The organism is Delftia sp. WY8, assembly GCF_018437695.1.
Taxonomy (GTDB): Bacteria; Pseudomonadota; Gammaproteobacteria; order Burkholderiales; family Burkholderiaceae_C; genus Comamonas; species Comamonas tsuruhatensis.
In genome coordinates, this window is sequence record NZ_CP049795.1 from 5,367,841 (window position 1) to 5,385,439 (window position 17,599).

The following is a 17,599-nucleotide window of genomic DNA, read 5'->3' on the forward strand; positions in this document are numbered from 1 at the left end:
CGTGGGTTTCATCGACCGCTTCAAATCTCTCGTAGGCCTGGGCGTCGAGCTGGGCGTGGAGCCTGCCGTTCCCAGTGCCCAGTCCATGCGTGAAGCCGCTTCGGCGCAGGGCTCTGGTGAGCAGGGATGGCGGCGCATCTCGGATGGCTCAAGCCAGCAGAACGAGCGCGACCTGGCGCCTATGGCACAGGACCGCATGCAAAAACTCGCCGAGCACCTGTGGCAGAGCAACCTGATTGCCAACCGCCTGGTGGAGCTACCGCTGGCCTATCTGCTGGCCGAAGGCGTGACGCTGCAGTGCCAGGACGCGGACCACCAGAAGCTGCTGAACGGGTTCTGGAGCGACCCTATCAACAACTGGCCGCTCAAGCTGCAGCCGCGCGTGCGGGCGCTGGGCCTGCTGGGCGAGCAGTGCTACATCGTCAACGTGCGCGATGGGGACGGCTTCGTGCGCCTGGGCTACCTGGACCCGCGCCAGATCGCCACCGTGGTCAACGATCCGAATAACCCGGAGCAGCCTATCGGCGTCGTCACCAAGCGGGACAACCGCGGGCGCCAATACAAGTACCGGGTGATCGTGTTGGGCGAGGATGACGCTCTGTTCACAGAGAACACGGCACGCATCCGTGCCGAAGAATTCACGGATGGCGAATGCCTGCTGTACCAGCTCAACAAGTTCCCCAATGGCAGCCGTGGGCGCAGTGACCTGTTGGGCCAGATGGACTGGCTGGATGCCTATGACGACTTCCTGTTTAACGAACTGGACCGCATCGGCTACCTGCGGTCCTTCGTCTGGGACGTCGAACTCAAGGGCGCCGATGAAAAAGCTGTGGCCGACTACGAAAAGAAGTTCGTGCCGCCTGGCCCGAACAGTACCTTTGTCCACAACGACTCTGTCACGCTCACCGCCAAGGCCCCAGAGCTGCAGGCGGCTGACACCACCCAAAGCGCGCGGCTGCTGCGCAACCATGTGCTGGGTGGTAGCACGATGCCCGAGCACTGGTTCGGCGGTGGCGGCGATGTGAACCGCGCCGCTGCATCCGAGATGGGCGAGCCGACATTCAAGACGTACAGCCTGCGGCAATCGTTCCTGCGGCTCATGCTCGAAGAGATTGGCCGCTACGTGCTGCTGTGCAATGCCCGGGCTTCGGGTGTGGAGCCCGACTGGTCTGAGGACAAATGGCAGGTGACTGCGGTGTTCCCCGAGCTGCTCAACCGGGATATCACCAAGTTCGCCAGTGCCATGCAGGCCGTGGTCAGCGCGGTGGTGCAGATGATCGACAACGGCCTCATGACCGAAGAAACCGCGCTCAAGATCGTTGCCGACGTGGCTCAGCGCTTTGGCCAGGACTTCGATGCCAAGACCGAACTCGGCAAAGCCCAGGAAGAAGCGAAAAAGCGCAGGGCGCAGCGCGCGGCCGAGGACGTGTTTACCAACCTGCCGGCCGACCTGGTGTCGGCCAAGGCCAAGGCCCAGGCCCAGACCAATGGCGCGCAAGTCTGACCAGGCCGGCAAGCCCAGCCGGGCATTCGAGGCTGAGCTGGCGCAGCGCTTGCGTGAGAGAGCTGCTCTGCTGCTGGCTGGCGAGACCCAGGTGCTGCAGATGCTGACTTCAGCACGAACACAAATCCTGGCGACCCTAGCGGGCCTGCCAGCCGACTGGCAGACATGGCATTTGTCGCGCCTGCTGGGCCAGATAGAGGACGTGCTGTCAGGGGCCAGCACGCAGGCGGGCGTGCTGTTCAGTGCGCGCATGCAAGATGCGTGGCAGGCTGGTGAAGACATGGTCGACAAGCCGCTGGCCGCCATCGGCCACGCGGTGGAGATGCGCCTGGGCCAGCTCGACGCGGGCATTCTCAAACAGATGCAATCCTTTGGTGTGCTGCGCCTGAAAGATGTGGGCGCGGAGGCGACTCGCACCATAGGCCGCGAATTGAGCCTGGTCACCATCGGGGCCCAGACACCGTTTGCGGCCATCCAGGCAGTGCAGAAGGTCCTGGGGGCGGAATCGCCGCGACGTGCAGCCAACATTGTCAGAACGGAAGTGAGCCGGTCATTTGCGTTAGCAACTGATCAGCGCCTGGTCCAGGCCGCGCCCCTGGTGCTTGGCCTGGGAAAGCAATGGCGCCGGAGTGGCAAGATTCACAGCCGATGGAATCACGACATCATGGACGGCCAGGTCGTGGATGCGGACAAGTCCTTCAAGGTGCCCAATCCCAGTGGCGGATTCGACATGATGAAATGCCCGCATGACCCGAAGGCGCCAGTGGAGCAGATCATCAACTGTGGATGCATCTCGCTGCCCTGGCTCAAGACCTGGCAGGTGATGACTCCGGGGGCAAAGCCTTTCACCGAGCGCGAGCTGCAGCTCGATGGCAGAAAAGCTGCACTGGACCAGGCTGCGAAAAAAGCGGGCAGACGCCAGGAGTAAATGAGCCCGCGTGAGCGTTTAAACCCAATGCAGGCGGCATCGGGGCGCGGAAAATCAGAAATGCCGCTGATAGCCCGTTTAAACGCCCTTTAAACATATGCGCAATGCAGGCCTGCAATGCACATAAAGCAATCCCCAGTCGGTATTAGATTTTCGCTCAATTTTTGAGCATATGCCGACCCTCGCCGTCCTTATTCATTTTCGCCTTCATCGGCACAGTCACTCCATCGCAATGCCGCAGCAGATCGCGGCCCAACAACGATGGAGTGACCAATGTCCGATTCCAAGAACAGCGACGCCGAAAGCGGCAAGCAGCTGACGGCTGCCGAGGCTGCCAAGCGCGTCAAGCGCACCGCCATTGAGCTGGTCGAAGTCCGTGGCCCTGGCGGCAAAGTGACGAAGGAACCCAAGGCCAAGCGGGTGCCCGTCGAGACAGGTGAAGTGCTGTCGTTCCGCGACTACGGCACACACGTCGTGGTCGTCACAAGGGACGGCCAGAAGCTCTCCAGCGCTGACGAGTGAGCCCGGGCATGCTCAAGCTCATTCCAGCGGGCACGGGCTACGCCCGGCTCACAGAAGCCGTGACCACCGAGTACGGCCAACTGATCGAACTGGTGCGCCAGGCCGTGCGCGACAAGCTGCGCCTGGCCGCGAATGGCGACTATTACGTCGACGTGCGTGGCATCTGGCCCGACCGCGTGGTCGTGCAGTTCAAGGGCCGCATGTACAGCTACGGCTACACGGTGAGCACCGACAACACCGTCGCCCTGGCCGAGGCCGTTGAGGTGGTTGCCGACTACCAGCCCGTGGGTGAAGCCATACCGGCATCTGTGGTGCCGGCTGTCGTTGGTGCCGTGCGTGAAGCCCAGGGCAACGCCGCATTCCGTGAAGCCAAGGATGGCTCCATTGAGGTGACGCTGATCCGCGCCGGCCGCAGCGGCAATCGCAACTTCTACCCCGACGCCGCCCTGCGCGAAAGCGCCCCGATGTTTGAAGGCGTGCGCGTGTTCGCCAAGTCTGATGCCGAACACATCGCAGGCAAGGGCAAGGATGTGCGCAACCTTATCGGTGGCATCTACGGCGTGCGTTTCGTGGAGGGCAAGGGCACCGACTCGGGCGCTCTCGTTGGCACGTTCCGCGCCATCAACCCTTCTGATCCTGCCGTCACCAAGATGGTTGAAGCCGTCAAGCGCGACATGCAGGGCCTGCTGGGCCTGTCCATCGACGCCGATGCACGCACACGCCAGCGCAAGGTAGGCGCCGAGACGCTGCGCGAGGCCCTGCGTTTCACGAAGGTCCATTCCGTCGATCTCATCGTCGAGCCAGGCGCAGGTGGCGGCCTGGACCGTCTGACCGAAGCCACCGCCGACACCCCTGCCGACACCCCTCATCAATCTGAAGGAACCGCAATGCCTCTGTGGAAGCAACGCATGCTCGAAGCCATCAAGGCAAAGGACCCGGCGCAGCATGCCGCCATCAACTCCGACACCATCAGCGATGACGACCTGGTGCGCGTGCATGAATCCGTGTGCGGCTCCCTGGTGCCGCCTGCGGGGACTCAGCGCATGACCGAGGCCCAGGGCGACAGCACGCCGCTGACCCGTGCCGACCTGCAGGTGTTCGAGCTGCGCGGAGCTGCCCGCGAGCGTATCGCCGCCGCCAAGCTGCCCCAGGCCGCCAAGGACCGGCTGTCCGCGCAGGTCGCAACGGCTGCGGCTGACCGCCTGACCGAAGCTGCGGTGGGCGACATGATCAAGACCGAAGGCGAGTACATCGCCCGCATGTCGGAAAGCGGCGCCGTACGTGTGCCGGCCTTCGGCGCCGGCTCCATCGTGGTGGGCGACCGCAGCCTGGGCATGCGCGACATGCTGGATGCGTTCTGGGACCCCCAGCACAAGGACCATGGCCGCGTGCAGTCGTTCAAGGAATGCTATATCGAGATGACGGGTGACCGCCTGGTCACGGGCCGTCTGCGCGAATGCGATCAGTCGCGCCTGGTCGAGTCCCTGGGCAGTGACTCTCTGGACCAGGTCCTGGGCGACAGCATTGGCCGCCGCATGCTGGCCGAGTACCGCGCTGCGGTGGACTTCGACGGCTGGCGCCAGGTCGTGAACGTGGTTCCGCTGAGCGACTTCCGCATGCAGCACCGCACACGCTGGGGCGGCTACGGTGATCTGCCTTCGGTCGCGGAAGGCGCTGACTACCAGCCGTTGACCAGCCCCACCGATGAAGAGGCCACCTACAAGGCGGGCAAGAAGGGCGGCACGGAAGACGTCACCCTGGAAATGATCAAGAACGACGACGTGGGTGCGATCCGGCGCATCCCGACCAAGCTCTCGCGTGCTGCCAAGCGCACGCTGGCGAAGTTCGTCTTTGACTTCTTCCGCTCCAATGCGCTCATCTACGACACCAAGGCGTTCTTCCACGCGGACCACAACAACCTGTTCACGGGTGCTCTCTCCAAGGCCGAGCTGGCGGCTCACCGCCTGGCGATGCTCAAGCAGACCGAACTGAACAGCGGCGACCGCATCGGCATTGCACCAACCCGCCTGGTCGTGCCGGTGGACCTGCAGGAAGCGGCCGTGGACCTGTTCAAGCTGGCAACGAACAACGAGAAGACGTTCATGCAGGCGCTCACGATGAACATCATCCCGGTCTGGTACTGGACGGATGCCAACGACTGGGTGACGGTGGCCGATCCGGCCGACATCCCCGGTGTCGAGGTGGGCTTCCTGGACGGCAAGGAAGAGCCCGAGCTGTTCGTGCAGGACTCGCCGACCTCGGGCTCCATGTTCTCGGCCGACAAGCTGACCTACAAGGTGCGCCACATCTACGGCGGCGCGGTCTGTGATTTCCGCTGCGCCACCAAGGCTGTGGTGGCCTGACCAACTCCCCGCTATCCAACACCCAGCAGAGAGAGAAAGCGCCGCAGGACCAGTGGCGCAGGGGAGTGGCTGTCCTCGGTGAAACAGCCCGGCCCGCCCCGCAAGGGGTGGGTTTGTAGAGCCCCATTACCTGGGGCTGCACAAACCCAGCCATACCGCCTTCCAACCTGAGACCGACATGCTTGCCGACTATCAGCAACTCGTGAACGACCTGGTCGCCGACCAGGACACGGTGATCACGGCCGAGGTGCGCGACCGTGCCATCGAAGAGGCCAGGTTGCGCTACAGCGCAGATCGGCCCCACCACATCGTGGCCGACGTGACCTGGCCGGCGCTGAGCGTGTTTGGCCCGGTGCCCGAGGGCTGGGGGGCCACATCGCGTGTGCGAAGCGCTGAGTACCCGGTGGGGCGGCGTCCTGCCGAGCTGGTTTTCATCGACGCATATCGGACCCCCACGGGCTGGGGCCTGGAATGCGTAGGTGCCCTGCCAGCGGGTGCCGTGGTGCGCCTGTCGTACACCCAGCCCCACGTGCTGGGCGTGGATGAGGACACCATCCCCATGGAGCACCGGATGGCGGTGGCCCAGTACGCGGCCTGGCTGCTGTGCCAGCAGCTCGCCACCCGCTACAGCGGTGAGCGCGAGACGCCCATGGGCGCCGAAGTTGCCCGCACCGAAACCCGTGCACGCTCCTACGCAGCCAGGGCCAAGGAATACCGCTCGGCCTACTACGCCGGCACAGGCCAGTCTGACCCTTTCAAACAGGCCGACCTGGGTGGCGACCTGGCGCCGGCCGCTGGCGTGGTGAGCTGGCCTGGTCGGCGTCGCAACGTGCTGACGCGAGGTGTGCTGTGAGCAGCCTGCACCTGACCTTTGCCGGGCTGGATGCGCTGCGGCGCGGATTCGCCCAGGCGCCGGATGTGACGCGGCATGAACTGCTCGCAGCGATGACGCAGGGCACGATGCTGGTGGAGCGTGAAGCCAAGGAGCGTATGCCCAAAGTCACGGGCATGACCGCAGCCAGCATTGCCAGCGATGCCTTTGCAACGCCGGTCGGCGTGATTGGCACGGTAGGCAGCTCGCAACCTACGGCTGTTTTTGCGGAGCTGGGCACGCGGCCGCACATGCCACCCATTGAGGCGCTGGTGCCATGGGTGCGTGCAGTCCTGGGCGTGCCCGCCAAGCGCGAGCGCAGCGTCGCGTTCCTCGTCGCTCGCAAGATTGCCCGCAAGGGCACCGCGCCCAAGCGCCCTTTGGGCGAGGCGGTCGCCGCAACCGAGAGCCAGGTGCTGCGCATGCTGGAGGACGCTGCCGGCCGGGTCGCCTCCCATCTCGCAGGGGGCCAGGCATGAGCACGCTGGCGCAGCATCGCGCGGCCATCGTGGCTGCACTGGCCTCTGTGCCCGACGTCGGCATCGTGCACGACCGCGAGCGCTACGCGGACGGTAACGCCAAGTTCGCGGCCCTGTACGTCTACACGCCTGCCGCAGGCAAACCCCATATCCGAGGCTGGTGGCTGCGCCGCAGCAGCACGGCCGAACACAGCCCCAACGTGGGCCGCTCTGTGAACGTCCATACCTGGACGGTGCGCGGCTACATGGCTTTTACAGACGCCGATGCCACCGAGCTGGTGCTCGATGACCTGGTCGAGCAGTTCCGCGCACTGGTACGCGCTGACCCAACTCTGGGCGGCGTGTGCCAGCCGGGGCCGCTGGGTGACGACGCGGACGGTGTGCAAGTCACCGACGCCGGGCCTGTCAATTTCGCGGGAGTGCTTTGTCACTCCGTTGTCCTGCAACTGAAGACCTGGAGCTACCTGTGACCAAGAAGGCCACCCATGCCCAACCCACCACTGCACCCGAGCCTGCGCAAGGGGCGCAAGCCCAAGACCAAGAAGTCCCGCAGGCCGCGCAGCCGTCCACGGCCGGCACCCCTGCCGCTGTCGATGGAGCTGGCACTGCCCTGGTTGATGCCACGGCGAGTCCCTCGAACCCGGCGCCCGCGATCCCGAACCCCAAGCGCGGTGGCCTCTGGCGTGTCGCGCTTGTCGGCGACCGTGGGCCGGAGCTGGAACTCGTAGGCCGAACCAGGCAGCCCCACGAAGTGCCGCCTGGTGACGGCGAATCTGCAATCACTCACTGAAGGAAAAGCAAATGGCAGCAAAGCTCATGCGCAAGATGGCCATCCTGGCCCTGGTTGAAACCGTTGTCGGCACGGGGGTCGTACCCCTGGCGGCCAACGCCATGCTGGTCAGCGACGTGACCCTCACCCCCATCGAGGGCGATGTGGTCGAGCGCAACAACATCCGCCCCTTCTTCGGCTCCAGCGGCAGCACTCTGGTGACTGAGTACCAGAAGATGGCCTTCTCGGTGGAGCTGGCTGGCGTGGCCGCTGCCGGCGATCTGCCTGGTGTGACCGATCTGCTGCGCGCCTGCGCCATGAGCGCCACCAACCAGGCCGGGGCCAAGACCGTCTTTGCGCCTGTGACCGATGGCATTGAGAGCGTGACCATCTACGGCAACGTGGACGGCACGCTCTACAAGATGCACGGCGCACGCGGCGAGGTCGACTTCAGCACCGATGCCAAGGCCATCCCCAAATGGAAATTCGAGTTCACGGGCTCGTTTGTCCCCGCCATCGATGCGCCCCTGCCTGCTGTCGACTACAGCGCCTTCGTCGCGCCGCTAGGCGTGAACAAGGCCAACACCACGCTCAGCGTCGACGGCCTGTCGGTGGCCTGCAGCGCCTTCAGCTTCAAGTGCGGCAACCAGGTGGTCAAGCGCGACCTGATGAACGTGGACACCGTGGAGATCACGGACCGCAAGTCCACAGGCAGCGTCACCTTCGAGAACACCAGCGTGGCCGCCAAGGACTGGATCGGCCTGGCGCGTGCCAGCGCCATCGTGCCCATCGCACTCAAGCATGGGCAGGGAACGACCAACACCGTCAGCTTCAAGAGCGCCCGCGCCCAGGTCGGCAAGCCCACCTTCAACGACAGCGACGGCGTGCAGATGGTGACCATCCCGCTGTCCTTCATCCCCTCGGACGCCGGCAATGACGAGTGGTCCATTGAGATTTGAGCGCACCCCTTTTTTACACCCCAAGGAGAAAACCATGGCAGTCAAGATTTCCGGCCTCAAGCCCACTATTTCCGTTCCGGCCACGCTGTACCTGCCCGTCGACGGCGGCCAGTTCGCGGCACATCAGTTCAGCGTGGAGTTCAAGCGCCTGCCCAAGTCGCGCCGCGATGAGATCAATGAGCTTGTGGTCGTCGGCAAGAAGTCCACGGGTGCCGATGGCGCGGAAGAGGTCAAGCGCCTGACCATCCCCGAATTGCTGGACGAGGTGGTCGTGGGCTGGGGCGGGATGACTGGCGAGGACGGTTCCCCCGTGCCTTACAGCCACGAAGAGCGCCGGGCCACGGAAGAGGTGTACCCGGGTCTGGAGCAGGCCATGGCCGTGGTGTGGTTCGACGGCATGAACGTGCACCAGCGGGATGCCGCTACAAAAAACTCCGTGGCGCTGTCCAGCACCACCTCGGGCTCGACAGCGCAGACCGCTACGTCGTAGACGACGAGCTGCGCGCGCAGTGCGGGCCGCTGGGCATTGATCCCGACCAGCTCATCCCCAGGCAAGTGCAGCGGATCACGGCGGAGGACTACGAGCTATGGCCGGAGCATGCGCTGGCCTGGAACGTGTACCTCGGTTGCGGCACGCAGTGGGTCAAGACCAGGGGCTTCGGCGGTCCCCCTGTGTGGGAGGGCCTGAACTATGCGGGGGTGGAGGTGGTGATGCGCAAGTACCAGGTGCCGGCTGAGCTGGAAAGCGAGGTGTTCGCGCAGCTGCAGGTGCTGGAGGTTGAGACGGTGAATCTGCTCAATCGGTAAGGAAAAGGCCGGCAGAGCCGGCCTTCTTATCCGCGCACCAGGCAGTAAGCCAGCCAGGCGGGAATACCGATGGCCCACAGCGCAACCCACCACCCCATTGCATAGGGGGTCGAGGCGGTCACGAAGAGACCAGCCAGGAACAGTGCGATGACTTTGAACATACGAATGGGACTGTAAACGATATGAGCGCGGTGCGGCAAATCGGGATCAAGATGACGGTGGACGCCCAGTCGGTGACGACTGAGCTGCCCCGCGCCGGCCGTGAGTTCGACAACCTGGGCGCCCGCGCGGAGCAGGGCGCGGAACGGGCCACACGCAGCCTGGCCCGGGTCAATATGTCCGTGCGCGACATCATCCAGGGCGCAGCGGGCCTGCATATCGTTGGCAGCTCCATCAGCGCGATTGGCGACGCCATCAGCGCATTGCCGCGCGAAGCATTCAACTACTCCAAGAATCTGGAAGTCAGCCAGGTCGGCATGGCCGGCATCTTGGGGAGCATGACGGCCATCAACGGCCAGCAGACCGACTACAACAAAGCGCTGCAGATATCCAGCGAGTACATCCGCAAGCTCAACGACGATGCATTGCGCACGGCGGCCAGCAGCCAGGAACTGACCCAAGTTTTCCAGGCGCTGCTCGCGCCCGGCCTGGCCGCCAAGATGAACATGGAGGAGATCCGCCAGCTGACGGTGGTGGGCACCAATACGGTCAAGAGCATGGGGCTGGATGCGGGCCAGGTCGTGCAGGAACTGCGCGACCTGGTCGCGGGCGGCATCACGCCCGCCAGCTCCACACTGGCTACAGCGCTTGGACTGAAGGACTCGGATATCGCCAAGGCCAAGGCGTCCAGCGAGGGGCTGTTCAAGTTCCTGATGGATCGCCTGCAGGGCTTTCAGGCTTCCAGCGATGCGTTCAATGACACGCTCAAAGGAAAGCTCGACAGCGTTAAAGAGGGCGCCGTTCGCGTCGCGGCCGAGGGCATGAATCCCTTGATCGAAGCCACGAAGACGGCCCTGGATGACGTCTCCCGGCTGTTCGTGACCTTCGATGCGAACAAGAACGTTGCGCTGAATCCTGCGCTGGTCAACAGCATTCGCAGCTTCTCGCAGGGACTGGCCGATGCGGCTGCGATGGGGCGGGCTGGCATCTCTGTGGTGTGGGAACACCGCTCGGCCATCATGGCGCTGGCTACGGCCTATGGCGCCGTGAAAATCGGCACGTTCATTTCGGAGATGGTCACTGCCGTTGCAGCCAAGAGGGAGGCCGCACAGGCATCGCGCCTGCTGGCGGTGCAGGAGGCGGCCGAGGCCTCGGGCAACGTGCAGGTCGTGGCATCTTCTCGGGCCAAGGTTGCCGCCTATCTCGCCGAGCTGGAGGCCAACGCCGCCCGTGCACGCGGTGAGGTCGTGGCGCAGGCTGCCCAGATCGCCACGCTGCAGACCACCCAGGAAGCCATTGTGGTCGCGCGTGCCGAAGTGGTCGCCAAGATGAACGCCACACGGGCCACCATGGCGCAGGCCGAGGCGCAGATTGCTGCGGCGCGTGCCGCTGGCGCGCAGAGCATGGCCCTGGCCCTGGTGCGCGAAGGCACGCAGACGCTAACGGCCGCCCAGGCCCGGCATGCCGCATTGCTGACAGAACTGGCTACCCTGGGCCGGCAGCAGGCGGGCGTGCAGGCGTCCATTGCTGCGGCGACGACTGCGTCGACCGCTGCGCAGACAGCGGCCACGGCTGCGACGGGGCGCCTAGCCGCAGCGCAGGGCGCTGCCTCGCTGGCAGGCCGCACGTTCGGTACGGTGATGGGTGCCTTGGGCGGCCCTGTGGGGATCGCTATCGCGGCCCTCACGGTCCTGATTGGAAAGCTCGTTGAAGCGAGCTGGGAAGCGTCCAAGGTCGCCAAGGTCGGCCAGTCAAAGGAGCGTGTTGACTCGGCACTTGCCAACGGTACACAGGCTGAGGAGCGCGACCTCGCGCGGCTGCGTGGGCAGATCGAAAACCTGAAGGAGCAGCGTGACGAGCTGTTGCTCGACAAAAAAGATGGTGGCCTCATGGGGCTGCTGTTCGGCAACGACTACCAGGTAGGCCTCGACTCCAAGCTGCGGGCCACCAACGCCGAAATCGATGCGCTGTCGGGCTCACTGGGCGCTGCTGAGAAGGCTGCAAAGGCCGCGTCCACGCAGACCGGGGAACTGACGCTGACGGTGTCGGGCTCCGAGCAGGCCTGGCGCAAAGCCAATGATGGCGTCAAGACGGCGTCTGCGATCCAGTCCGATTACAACGACAAGCTGGCTGCGTCCAAAGCGAGTTGGGAAGCCTACAAGAAGGCCCTGGAGAAAGACGGTGTCAGCAGCGCGAAAATCGGTGCCCTCCAAAAGGAGCAGGAGCAAAACGAGAAGTCGCTGGCCGACGAGCGCGACAAGCAGATCAAGGCGCTGAGCGCAGGCGCGGTATCGGCGCGATCCCATGGCATCGACGCCGAGATTGCCGCGACAAAGCACGGGTACAAACTGCTCGCGGCCCAGACTGCAGAAAGCCTGGCCGAGATCGAAGCGCTGCGCAAGGATGGCGCACTTGGCGACTCCGATGCGCTGGAGCGACGCACGGCGCTGCAGCTCGCCGACATCGACGCGCAGCGGGCCGCGCTGCTGGCCGAACTGGCGCTGATCAAGGGCAAGAAGGAGTCGGCCAAGGAACAGGCCAACCTGCAGGGCGAACTGGCTAAGCTGGCTCAAAAGCGCATCAGCATTGAGGCTGCAGCCGAGCGCCAACAGCGGGAACTTGATGCGCAGGCAGCCGAGGCGCTGGAGCAACGCATCACCGGCAAGCAACGTGATGCTCAGCAGGCGCAAGAGAGCCTGCGCCTGGCAAAGCTGGACACGCTTGAAATTGGGCAAACCGGCGCGGCACTCGGGGCATTGCGCCAGGCGCGTGTGGAAGACACGGCTGCCCAACTGGAAGCACAGGCTCGCACCATGGACGGTATCGACCTGTCCAAGCGTGCCGGCGACGCGCTGCGTGCGCAGGCTGCAGCGGTGCGGGAGGGCGCCAAGGTCCAGGGATACAACGAGTCGGCGCGGATGGTCGAGGACTATGCGCGCTCGGTCAGGGAAGCCAGCGAAGCCACCCAGTTTGAACAGTCGCTTGCGGCGATGTCGCAGCGCGACCGCGAGATTGCGCTGGAGCAGTACCGCATCGCTATCCAGTTGAAGAAGCAGCTGGAGCAGATCGATGCTGCCAACCCCAACGATGCAGCGGCAGCACAGCGCTTGAAAGAGCGTGCCTCGGCCGAGGCAGCCAAAGCCCAGGCGGATGCGGCGAATCGCGTCTTTGTCCGCGAGTCAGCCAAGTCCGTGGACCAGATCAACGAGATTTTCCGCAAGGGCTTTGCGGACATGGTCAATGGAGGTGAGGAGACCTGGAAAGCCTTCACCAAGAGCCTCGCCACGTCGTTCAAAACTACAGTGGCGGACGAACTGTACAAGGCCTTCGCGCAGCCCCTCGTCGTGCCTGTGATCGCCGCGATTCAGGGCGTGATCGGATCAATCTTCGGCTCAGCGGCTGGTGGAGGCGGAGGAGGAGGTGGCTCTGGCCTGCTCGGCATGGCGAGTAATGCCGGCAGCCTGTATTCGCTAGTGACGGGCAACAGCTTGTGGGGCACGGCCGCGAGGCAAATTGGTGGCTGGCTCGGGCTGGGTGGTGCGACGAGTATGGGCCTGGGGACGGGCCTTGCTGCTGGGGCAGGCTCTGGATTGGCGCTTGCAAGCACATCTGCTGGGCTGGGGCTTACGGGCGCTGCCGGGACGGGTTTTGGACTCGTGGGCGGAGGGGGCCTGGGGCTTACCGCCACCAGCGCTGGGGCCGGCACTCTCGGTGCGGGTATCGGTGCTGGGGCCGGCGCAGGGGCGGGTGGCATGTCCTCCCTGTTCGCTGCTATCCCGGGTTGGGGCTGGGCGCTGGGCGGAATAGCGGCCCTCGCTCTTGGCGGAGCCTTTGGGTCGCGGGGCGCGAACCACAGCGGCGCGGCCTACAGCACATCGGGCGTGGGCAATGACAAGGCCGCAGAACGCCTGTTCGACCGCGCTGGCGGCGACTGGTACGACGACCTGACCAAGCGTCACAACGCCGAGCTGGAGAAGAACCTCAAGGGCAGCCTGGATGGCTTATCTGCGCTGTACGGAAACCTGGGCAACTACGCCAAGGGCGGTGTGCGCGACATCGACCTGGTCGGTGGCTTTGCGGTCAATGGCCGCTACAAGGATGAAGACTCGTATGGCTACGCCAAGATCATCGACAAGATCACGGGCCAGGTCCTGGGCGGCTTTGAGAATCGGAATCTGGGAAGCAACCCCGAGGAAGCCTACAAGGCATACATGGGGCAGTTCGGCTCGTTGCTGGTGTCCGAACTCAAGAAGGCGGATCTGCCCAGCTGGATGCGGACCACGCTGGACTCCGTGGGCGAGGAGCCGAACGTTGAAGCGCTGCAGGCGGCTTTTCAGACCATTGAGCTGATCGGCCGCTCCTTTGAAGAGCTGGGCAAGAAGATCACCGGCTTTGCCGACATGACCGACCTGGCATTCGAGGCGCTGATCAAGGCCTCGGGTGGGATCGAGGCGCTCAATGCCAACGCCGGCAGCTTTTACCAGAACTTCTACAGCGAAGACGAACGCAAGACGGCCACAAAAAAGGAACTGGACAAGCAGCTCAAGGATTTGGGCGTCAACATCGATCTGGACGCTGACGACGCCCAGGCGCAGTTCCGCAAGGTGGTGGAAGACAAGCTCAAGGCGGCCAGCGGTGAAGAGGCGCGCAGCAAGGTACTGAAGGACCAGCTCAGTGCATTCTCCGAATCCGACCTGGCGGATTTCCGCAACGGCAAGACCACGGGCTCCTTCGCTGACTTCGTGAAGACCGTAACTTCGGGTGAAGGCCATGTCGATTCTGGCTTGGCAGCGAAGATGACGGCTGAGATCGATGAGCTGCTCAAGAGCGGTGGGAATTTGAATGACTTCGGCGCCGGCATTGACAAGGTCGTCGGCTCCGTGGGCGGCACGGGTAAAAGCTCAGCAGAGACGGCCGCCGAGCTGCTCAAGCTCAATGGCACTTTCAAGGCCGTCACGAAGACCACCGAAGAGGTCACAGCCGCCGCCGAGAAAGAGGCGGCCGCCAAGGCCAAGGCGGCGGAGGAAGCGAAGAAGAAAGAAGAGGACGCACGCAAAGCTGCAATCGATGCTGCGTATGCGAACCTGCAGGCTGCTGTTGAACGTGAGCGTGAGGGCCTGCAGCAGCGTCTGGAGGATGTACGTGCAGTCCAAGACTCGCTCACAAGCGTGGTCGAGGCGGCAGGCAGCGCTGTACGCGAGCTGCGCGGCAACGTCCAGGCCACGGCTGAGATCCAGGCCCGCCAGGCCATGGCAACCATCGACAGCGCCCTGGCAGCGCTGCGCGCCGGTGCGGCGTTGCCGATGGATAGCACAGCGCTGACGGAAGCCATGTCGGCTGCGCAGTCCAGCATTACCGAGGCCTCGTTTGCCTCGGTACAGGACTACGAGCGCGCGCAGCTGGCCCTGGCGAACAAGTTGGCGGGCATTGAAGAATTGGGCGGCAAGCAGGTCACGGACGCCCAGCGCACGGCCGAGGGGATCGAGCGCCAGATCACGCAGAACGACAAGGCCCTCGACTACTGGCGCAAGCAGATCGACGGCACCACAAAAAACATTGACGCCACTCTGAGCGTGGTGGGCGCCATCGGCAAGCTGGAAGCGCTGCTGTTCCCCAACAAAAAGCCCGGGACGGGTACTGGCAAGGACGACGGAGGGGCTGTGTTGGGGCCGGGGGGCGTGCCCGACACGACGCCAAAAGATCCGCCGAAGTATGTGCAGCCCAGGCCCGATGGCTCGGGCAATACCTGGTACGAGGGCATCACCGATCCCGGCCGTGTCAGCGAACTCGACAAGCTGTACGACGGCTATCACCAGTTCGATGGCACCGGCAACGCTGCTGGCCTGAATCAGTGGATCAAAGACAACAACCTCAGTCCCAAAGACTTGGCCGACTTGTCGGGCCTATACGAGCGCGATTGGCGCAACTGGTTCGACACCAACGGCATTCCGGCTTTCGCAGAGGGTGGTCAGCACTGGGGTGGCATCCGCCTAGTGGGCGAGCGTGGCCCTGAGCTGGAACTGACTGGCCCCGCCCGCTACTGGAGCGCCGAGCAGACTCGTTCCATGCTGGGCGGCCAGGGATCAGGTATGGATCTCTCCCGATTGGAGGCCTTGTTTTCACAGTTGCTGCAGGAGAACCGGCTCTTGCGTGAGCTGTTGGCGCGGGTGGCCGGCGATGGCCAACGTTCGCGGGAAGTGCTCGAAGCGGTGGCTCGTGGACAACTCGAACTCAGCGTGACAGGACGACTTCAATGAGCTTTCGTGCTATCCAACCCTATCCAGTCTCGGACTCTCAGATCGTGTCGCACAGCGTCACGGCGATGGACCCGACTAGGCTCTGGTCCGCTCAACAGACGTGGGCCAAGGATGAGCTGTGCCATCGGGCGGAGACGCGGCGCGTCTACAAGCGCATCACGGCAGGCACCGACGCCGCAGGCGCGCTACCGCCCGAAAGCGACCCCAACACCTGGCAGGACACGCGGGCATGCAACAAGTTCGCGGCGTTTGTCTACACCGAGTCGACGCCCACAACGCAGACCGGAGGCTTACCCCTGCGCATTACGCTGCGCGTTGGGAAGCGCGTAGACACGTTGGGGCTCTATGGTGTGATCGGACAGCAGGCGCGGATTACGGTGCGTAGCGGCGGCCAGGTGATCTTCGGCCCCAAGGTCGAAAAGCTGCTGCGCCGCGAGGTGCGTGGTTGGTACGAGTGGTTCACGGCGCCTTTCCTGCAGCGCGGGGCCGTGGCCTTCGTCCGCCTGCCTCCGCTGTCTGGTGCGGAAATCGACATTGAGTTGACGCCTGCATCTGGCCGGGCAAGCGTGCAGTACATCGTCGCTGGGCTCGCGGAGTTTCTGGGTGAGCTGCGCTGGCGGCCCAGCATCGTCGGTTCCAACTTCTCACGCATTGAGCGCGAGTTCGACGGATCGCTGCGCCCTGGCGTATCTCTCATCCAGCGCCGAACAGTGCCCGGGTTCTCAGGCTCGTTCTTGGTGCCGGCCCTCAACGTTGACCGTCTGCGGCGCGTGCGAGACCGCCTCAACGCCGTCCCCGCGCTCTGGGTAGGCCTCGCCACGCAGCCTGGCAGCCCCTACTACGAAAGCGTTCTGCTCTTTGGTGTCTATAGGCGCCTGGAGTACACGCCAGACAACGTCCATAACGCAGAAGCATCAATTGAGATAGAGGAGCTTTGATGGCAACAGCCCCCCAGCAGCCCACGCCGATCCCGGCGCTTCCGGTACCGCCAACTCTGGCCGATCCGGAGAACTTTGACGAACGCGGTGATGCTTTTGTCGGCGCTCTGCCGCAGTTCCGAGACGCGGCCAATGCGCTCGGCGCCGTGAACTACGACAACGCCCTCATCGCATACACATCAGGGCAAGCGTCACAGCAGAGTGCTGGCCAGTCGGCGGCCTCTGCAATCACAGCAGGCACCCACGCGGGCACAGCCTCAAGCAAGGCGGCGGAGGCGTCAGCGAGTGCGGGTCAGTCAGCCGCATCGGCTGCTACGTCGGGCCAGCATGCAACGACCTCGGGCCAGCACGCTGTCAATTCGGCAACGGCCAGGGCAGGTTCCGAAGCAGCGCGAGACACATCTGTTGCGGCCAGCAATGCGAGTGCCGAGGCGCGCGATGCCTCCCGTGCCTATCGTGACCAGGCCCAAACATTTGCGACCCAGCAACTGCGTGCCAGCAGCACGACGAGTGTGGCTCCCAGCGCGGGCTCCAAGACTTTCGTCATTGAGCCCAGCCGCTCCTTCGTACCAGGCATGTACCTTGTGGCGACCAGCCAAGGCGACCTCGGCACGACCATGTCGGGCTTCGTGCAAAGCTACAACGTGATCACCGGCGCCCTGGTCCTGTCGGTGGACATGTACAAAGGCAGCGCAGCGCGTGCGGACTGGACGATTGGCGTGGCCACGCCAGGCGCAGCGACGAGCTTGACGCGCCAAGAGGTTGCGGCCAATACGGTCTGCGTTGCTGGAGTCGCATACGTGGTCACCACAGCTGGCATCACGCTTACGCTGCCGGCGAGCTGGCAGCCGGATGACCGCATAGCGATCATCGAAGCCATCGGCAGCGGTGCGGTGTACTGGATCGCATTTGGTGCTACACGACTGCGCGGCCGTGCCCTCGGAACACAGCAGATTTCCTCAAACTATGGAGGCACAGGCGTGCTGACATACAACAGCGCAGCTCGGGGGCTGGTATGACAACCTTGGCAACATTGATGGGGC

The 17,599-nt window shown here is 64.3% G+C and carries 13 protein-coding genes; all 13 read left to right on the forward strand.

What is annotated here, in order from left to right; genetic code table 11:
• The first annotated feature begins 1 nt into the window (after position 1).
• The 13 genes from G4D77_RS24700 to G4D77_RS24760 all read left to right on the forward strand — a co-directional run bounded on the left by G4D77_RS24700 (position 2) and on the right by G4D77_RS24760 (position 17,575).
• Positions 2–1,504, forward strand: coding sequence for a phage portal protein (locus G4D77_RS24700; protein WP_154833765.1), 1,503 nt, complete (start codon positions 2–4; stop codon positions 1,502–1,504).
• On the forward strand, positions 1,488–2,432 hold the full coding sequence (locus tag G4D77_RS24705) for a putative phage head morphogenesis protein (protein WP_154833766.1): 945 nt from the start codon (positions 1,488–1,490) through the stop codon (positions 2,430–2,432). The genes G4D77_RS24700 and G4D77_RS24705 overlap by 17 nt, the downstream gene beginning before the upstream one ends.
• 273 nt (positions 2,433–2,705) lie before the next feature.
• Positions 2,706–2,954 carry a hypothetical protein gene (locus G4D77_RS24710; protein ID WP_154833767.1) on the forward strand — a complete coding sequence of 83 codons (249 nt, stop codon included), beginning with the start codon at positions 2,706–2,708 and terminating at the stop codon, positions 2,952–2,954.
• 8 nt (positions 2,955–2,962) lie between these two features.
• A complete protein-coding gene (locus tag G4D77_RS24715) occupies positions 2,963–5,317 on the forward strand; it encodes a phage major capsid protein (protein WP_154833768.1) in 2,355 nt (784 codons plus the stop codon).
• 178 nt (positions 5,318–5,495) lie between these two features.
• A complete protein-coding gene (locus G4D77_RS24720) occupies positions 5,496–6,170 on the forward strand; it encodes a hypothetical protein (protein ID WP_154833769.1) in 675 nt (224 codons plus the stop codon).
• Positions 6,167–6,667, forward strand: coding sequence for a hypothetical protein (locus G4D77_RS24725; protein ID WP_227740939.1), 501 nt, complete (start codon positions 6,167–6,169; stop codon positions 6,665–6,667). The genes G4D77_RS24720 and G4D77_RS24725 overlap by 4 nt, the downstream gene beginning before the upstream one ends.
• Positions 6,664–7,137, forward strand: coding sequence for a hypothetical protein (locus G4D77_RS24730; RefSeq protein ID WP_154833770.1), 474 nt, complete (start codon positions 6,664–6,666; stop codon positions 7,135–7,137). Before G4D77_RS24725 ends, G4D77_RS24730 begins: the two co-directional genes overlap by 4 nt.
• Before the next feature lie 331 nt (positions 7,138–7,468).
• Positions 7,469–8,395, forward strand: a complete 927-nt coding sequence (locus G4D77_RS24735) for a hypothetical protein (RefSeq protein ID WP_154833771.1) — start codon at positions 7,469–7,471, stop codon at positions 8,393–8,395.
• A gap of 34 nt (positions 8,396–8,429) precedes the next feature.
• Positions 8,430–8,885, forward strand: a complete 456-nt coding sequence (locus G4D77_RS24740) for a hypothetical protein (protein ID WP_154833772.1) — start codon at positions 8,430–8,432, stop codon at positions 8,883–8,885.
• A 65-nt stretch (positions 8,886–8,950) separates the two neighbouring features.
• Positions 8,951–9,202 carry a DUF1799 domain-containing protein gene (locus tag G4D77_RS24745; RefSeq protein WP_227740941.1) on the forward strand — a complete coding sequence of 84 codons (252 nt, stop codon included), beginning with the start codon at positions 8,951–8,953 and terminating at the stop codon, positions 9,200–9,202.
• 182 nt (positions 9,203–9,384) lie between these two features.
• Positions 9,385–15,618: a coiled-coil domain-containing protein gene (locus tag G4D77_RS24750; RefSeq protein ID WP_213757751.1), complete on the forward strand. Its 6,234-nt coding sequence runs from the start codon at positions 9,385–9,387 to the stop codon at positions 15,616–15,618.
• Positions 15,615–16,556, forward strand: a complete 942-nt coding sequence (locus tag G4D77_RS24755) for a hypothetical protein (RefSeq protein ID WP_154833774.1) — start codon at positions 15,615–15,617, stop codon at positions 16,554–16,556. The genes G4D77_RS24750 and G4D77_RS24755 overlap by 4 nt, the downstream gene beginning before the upstream one ends.
• The gene (locus tag G4D77_RS24760; RefSeq protein ID WP_154833775.1) at positions 16,556–17,575 is read left to right on the forward strand and encodes a hypothetical protein; all 1,020 of its coding nucleotides are present in this window, start codon (positions 16,556–16,558) and stop codon (positions 17,573–17,575) included. Before G4D77_RS24755 ends, G4D77_RS24760 begins: the two co-directional genes overlap by 1 nt.
• Positions 17,576–17,599 lie beyond the last annotated feature (24 nt).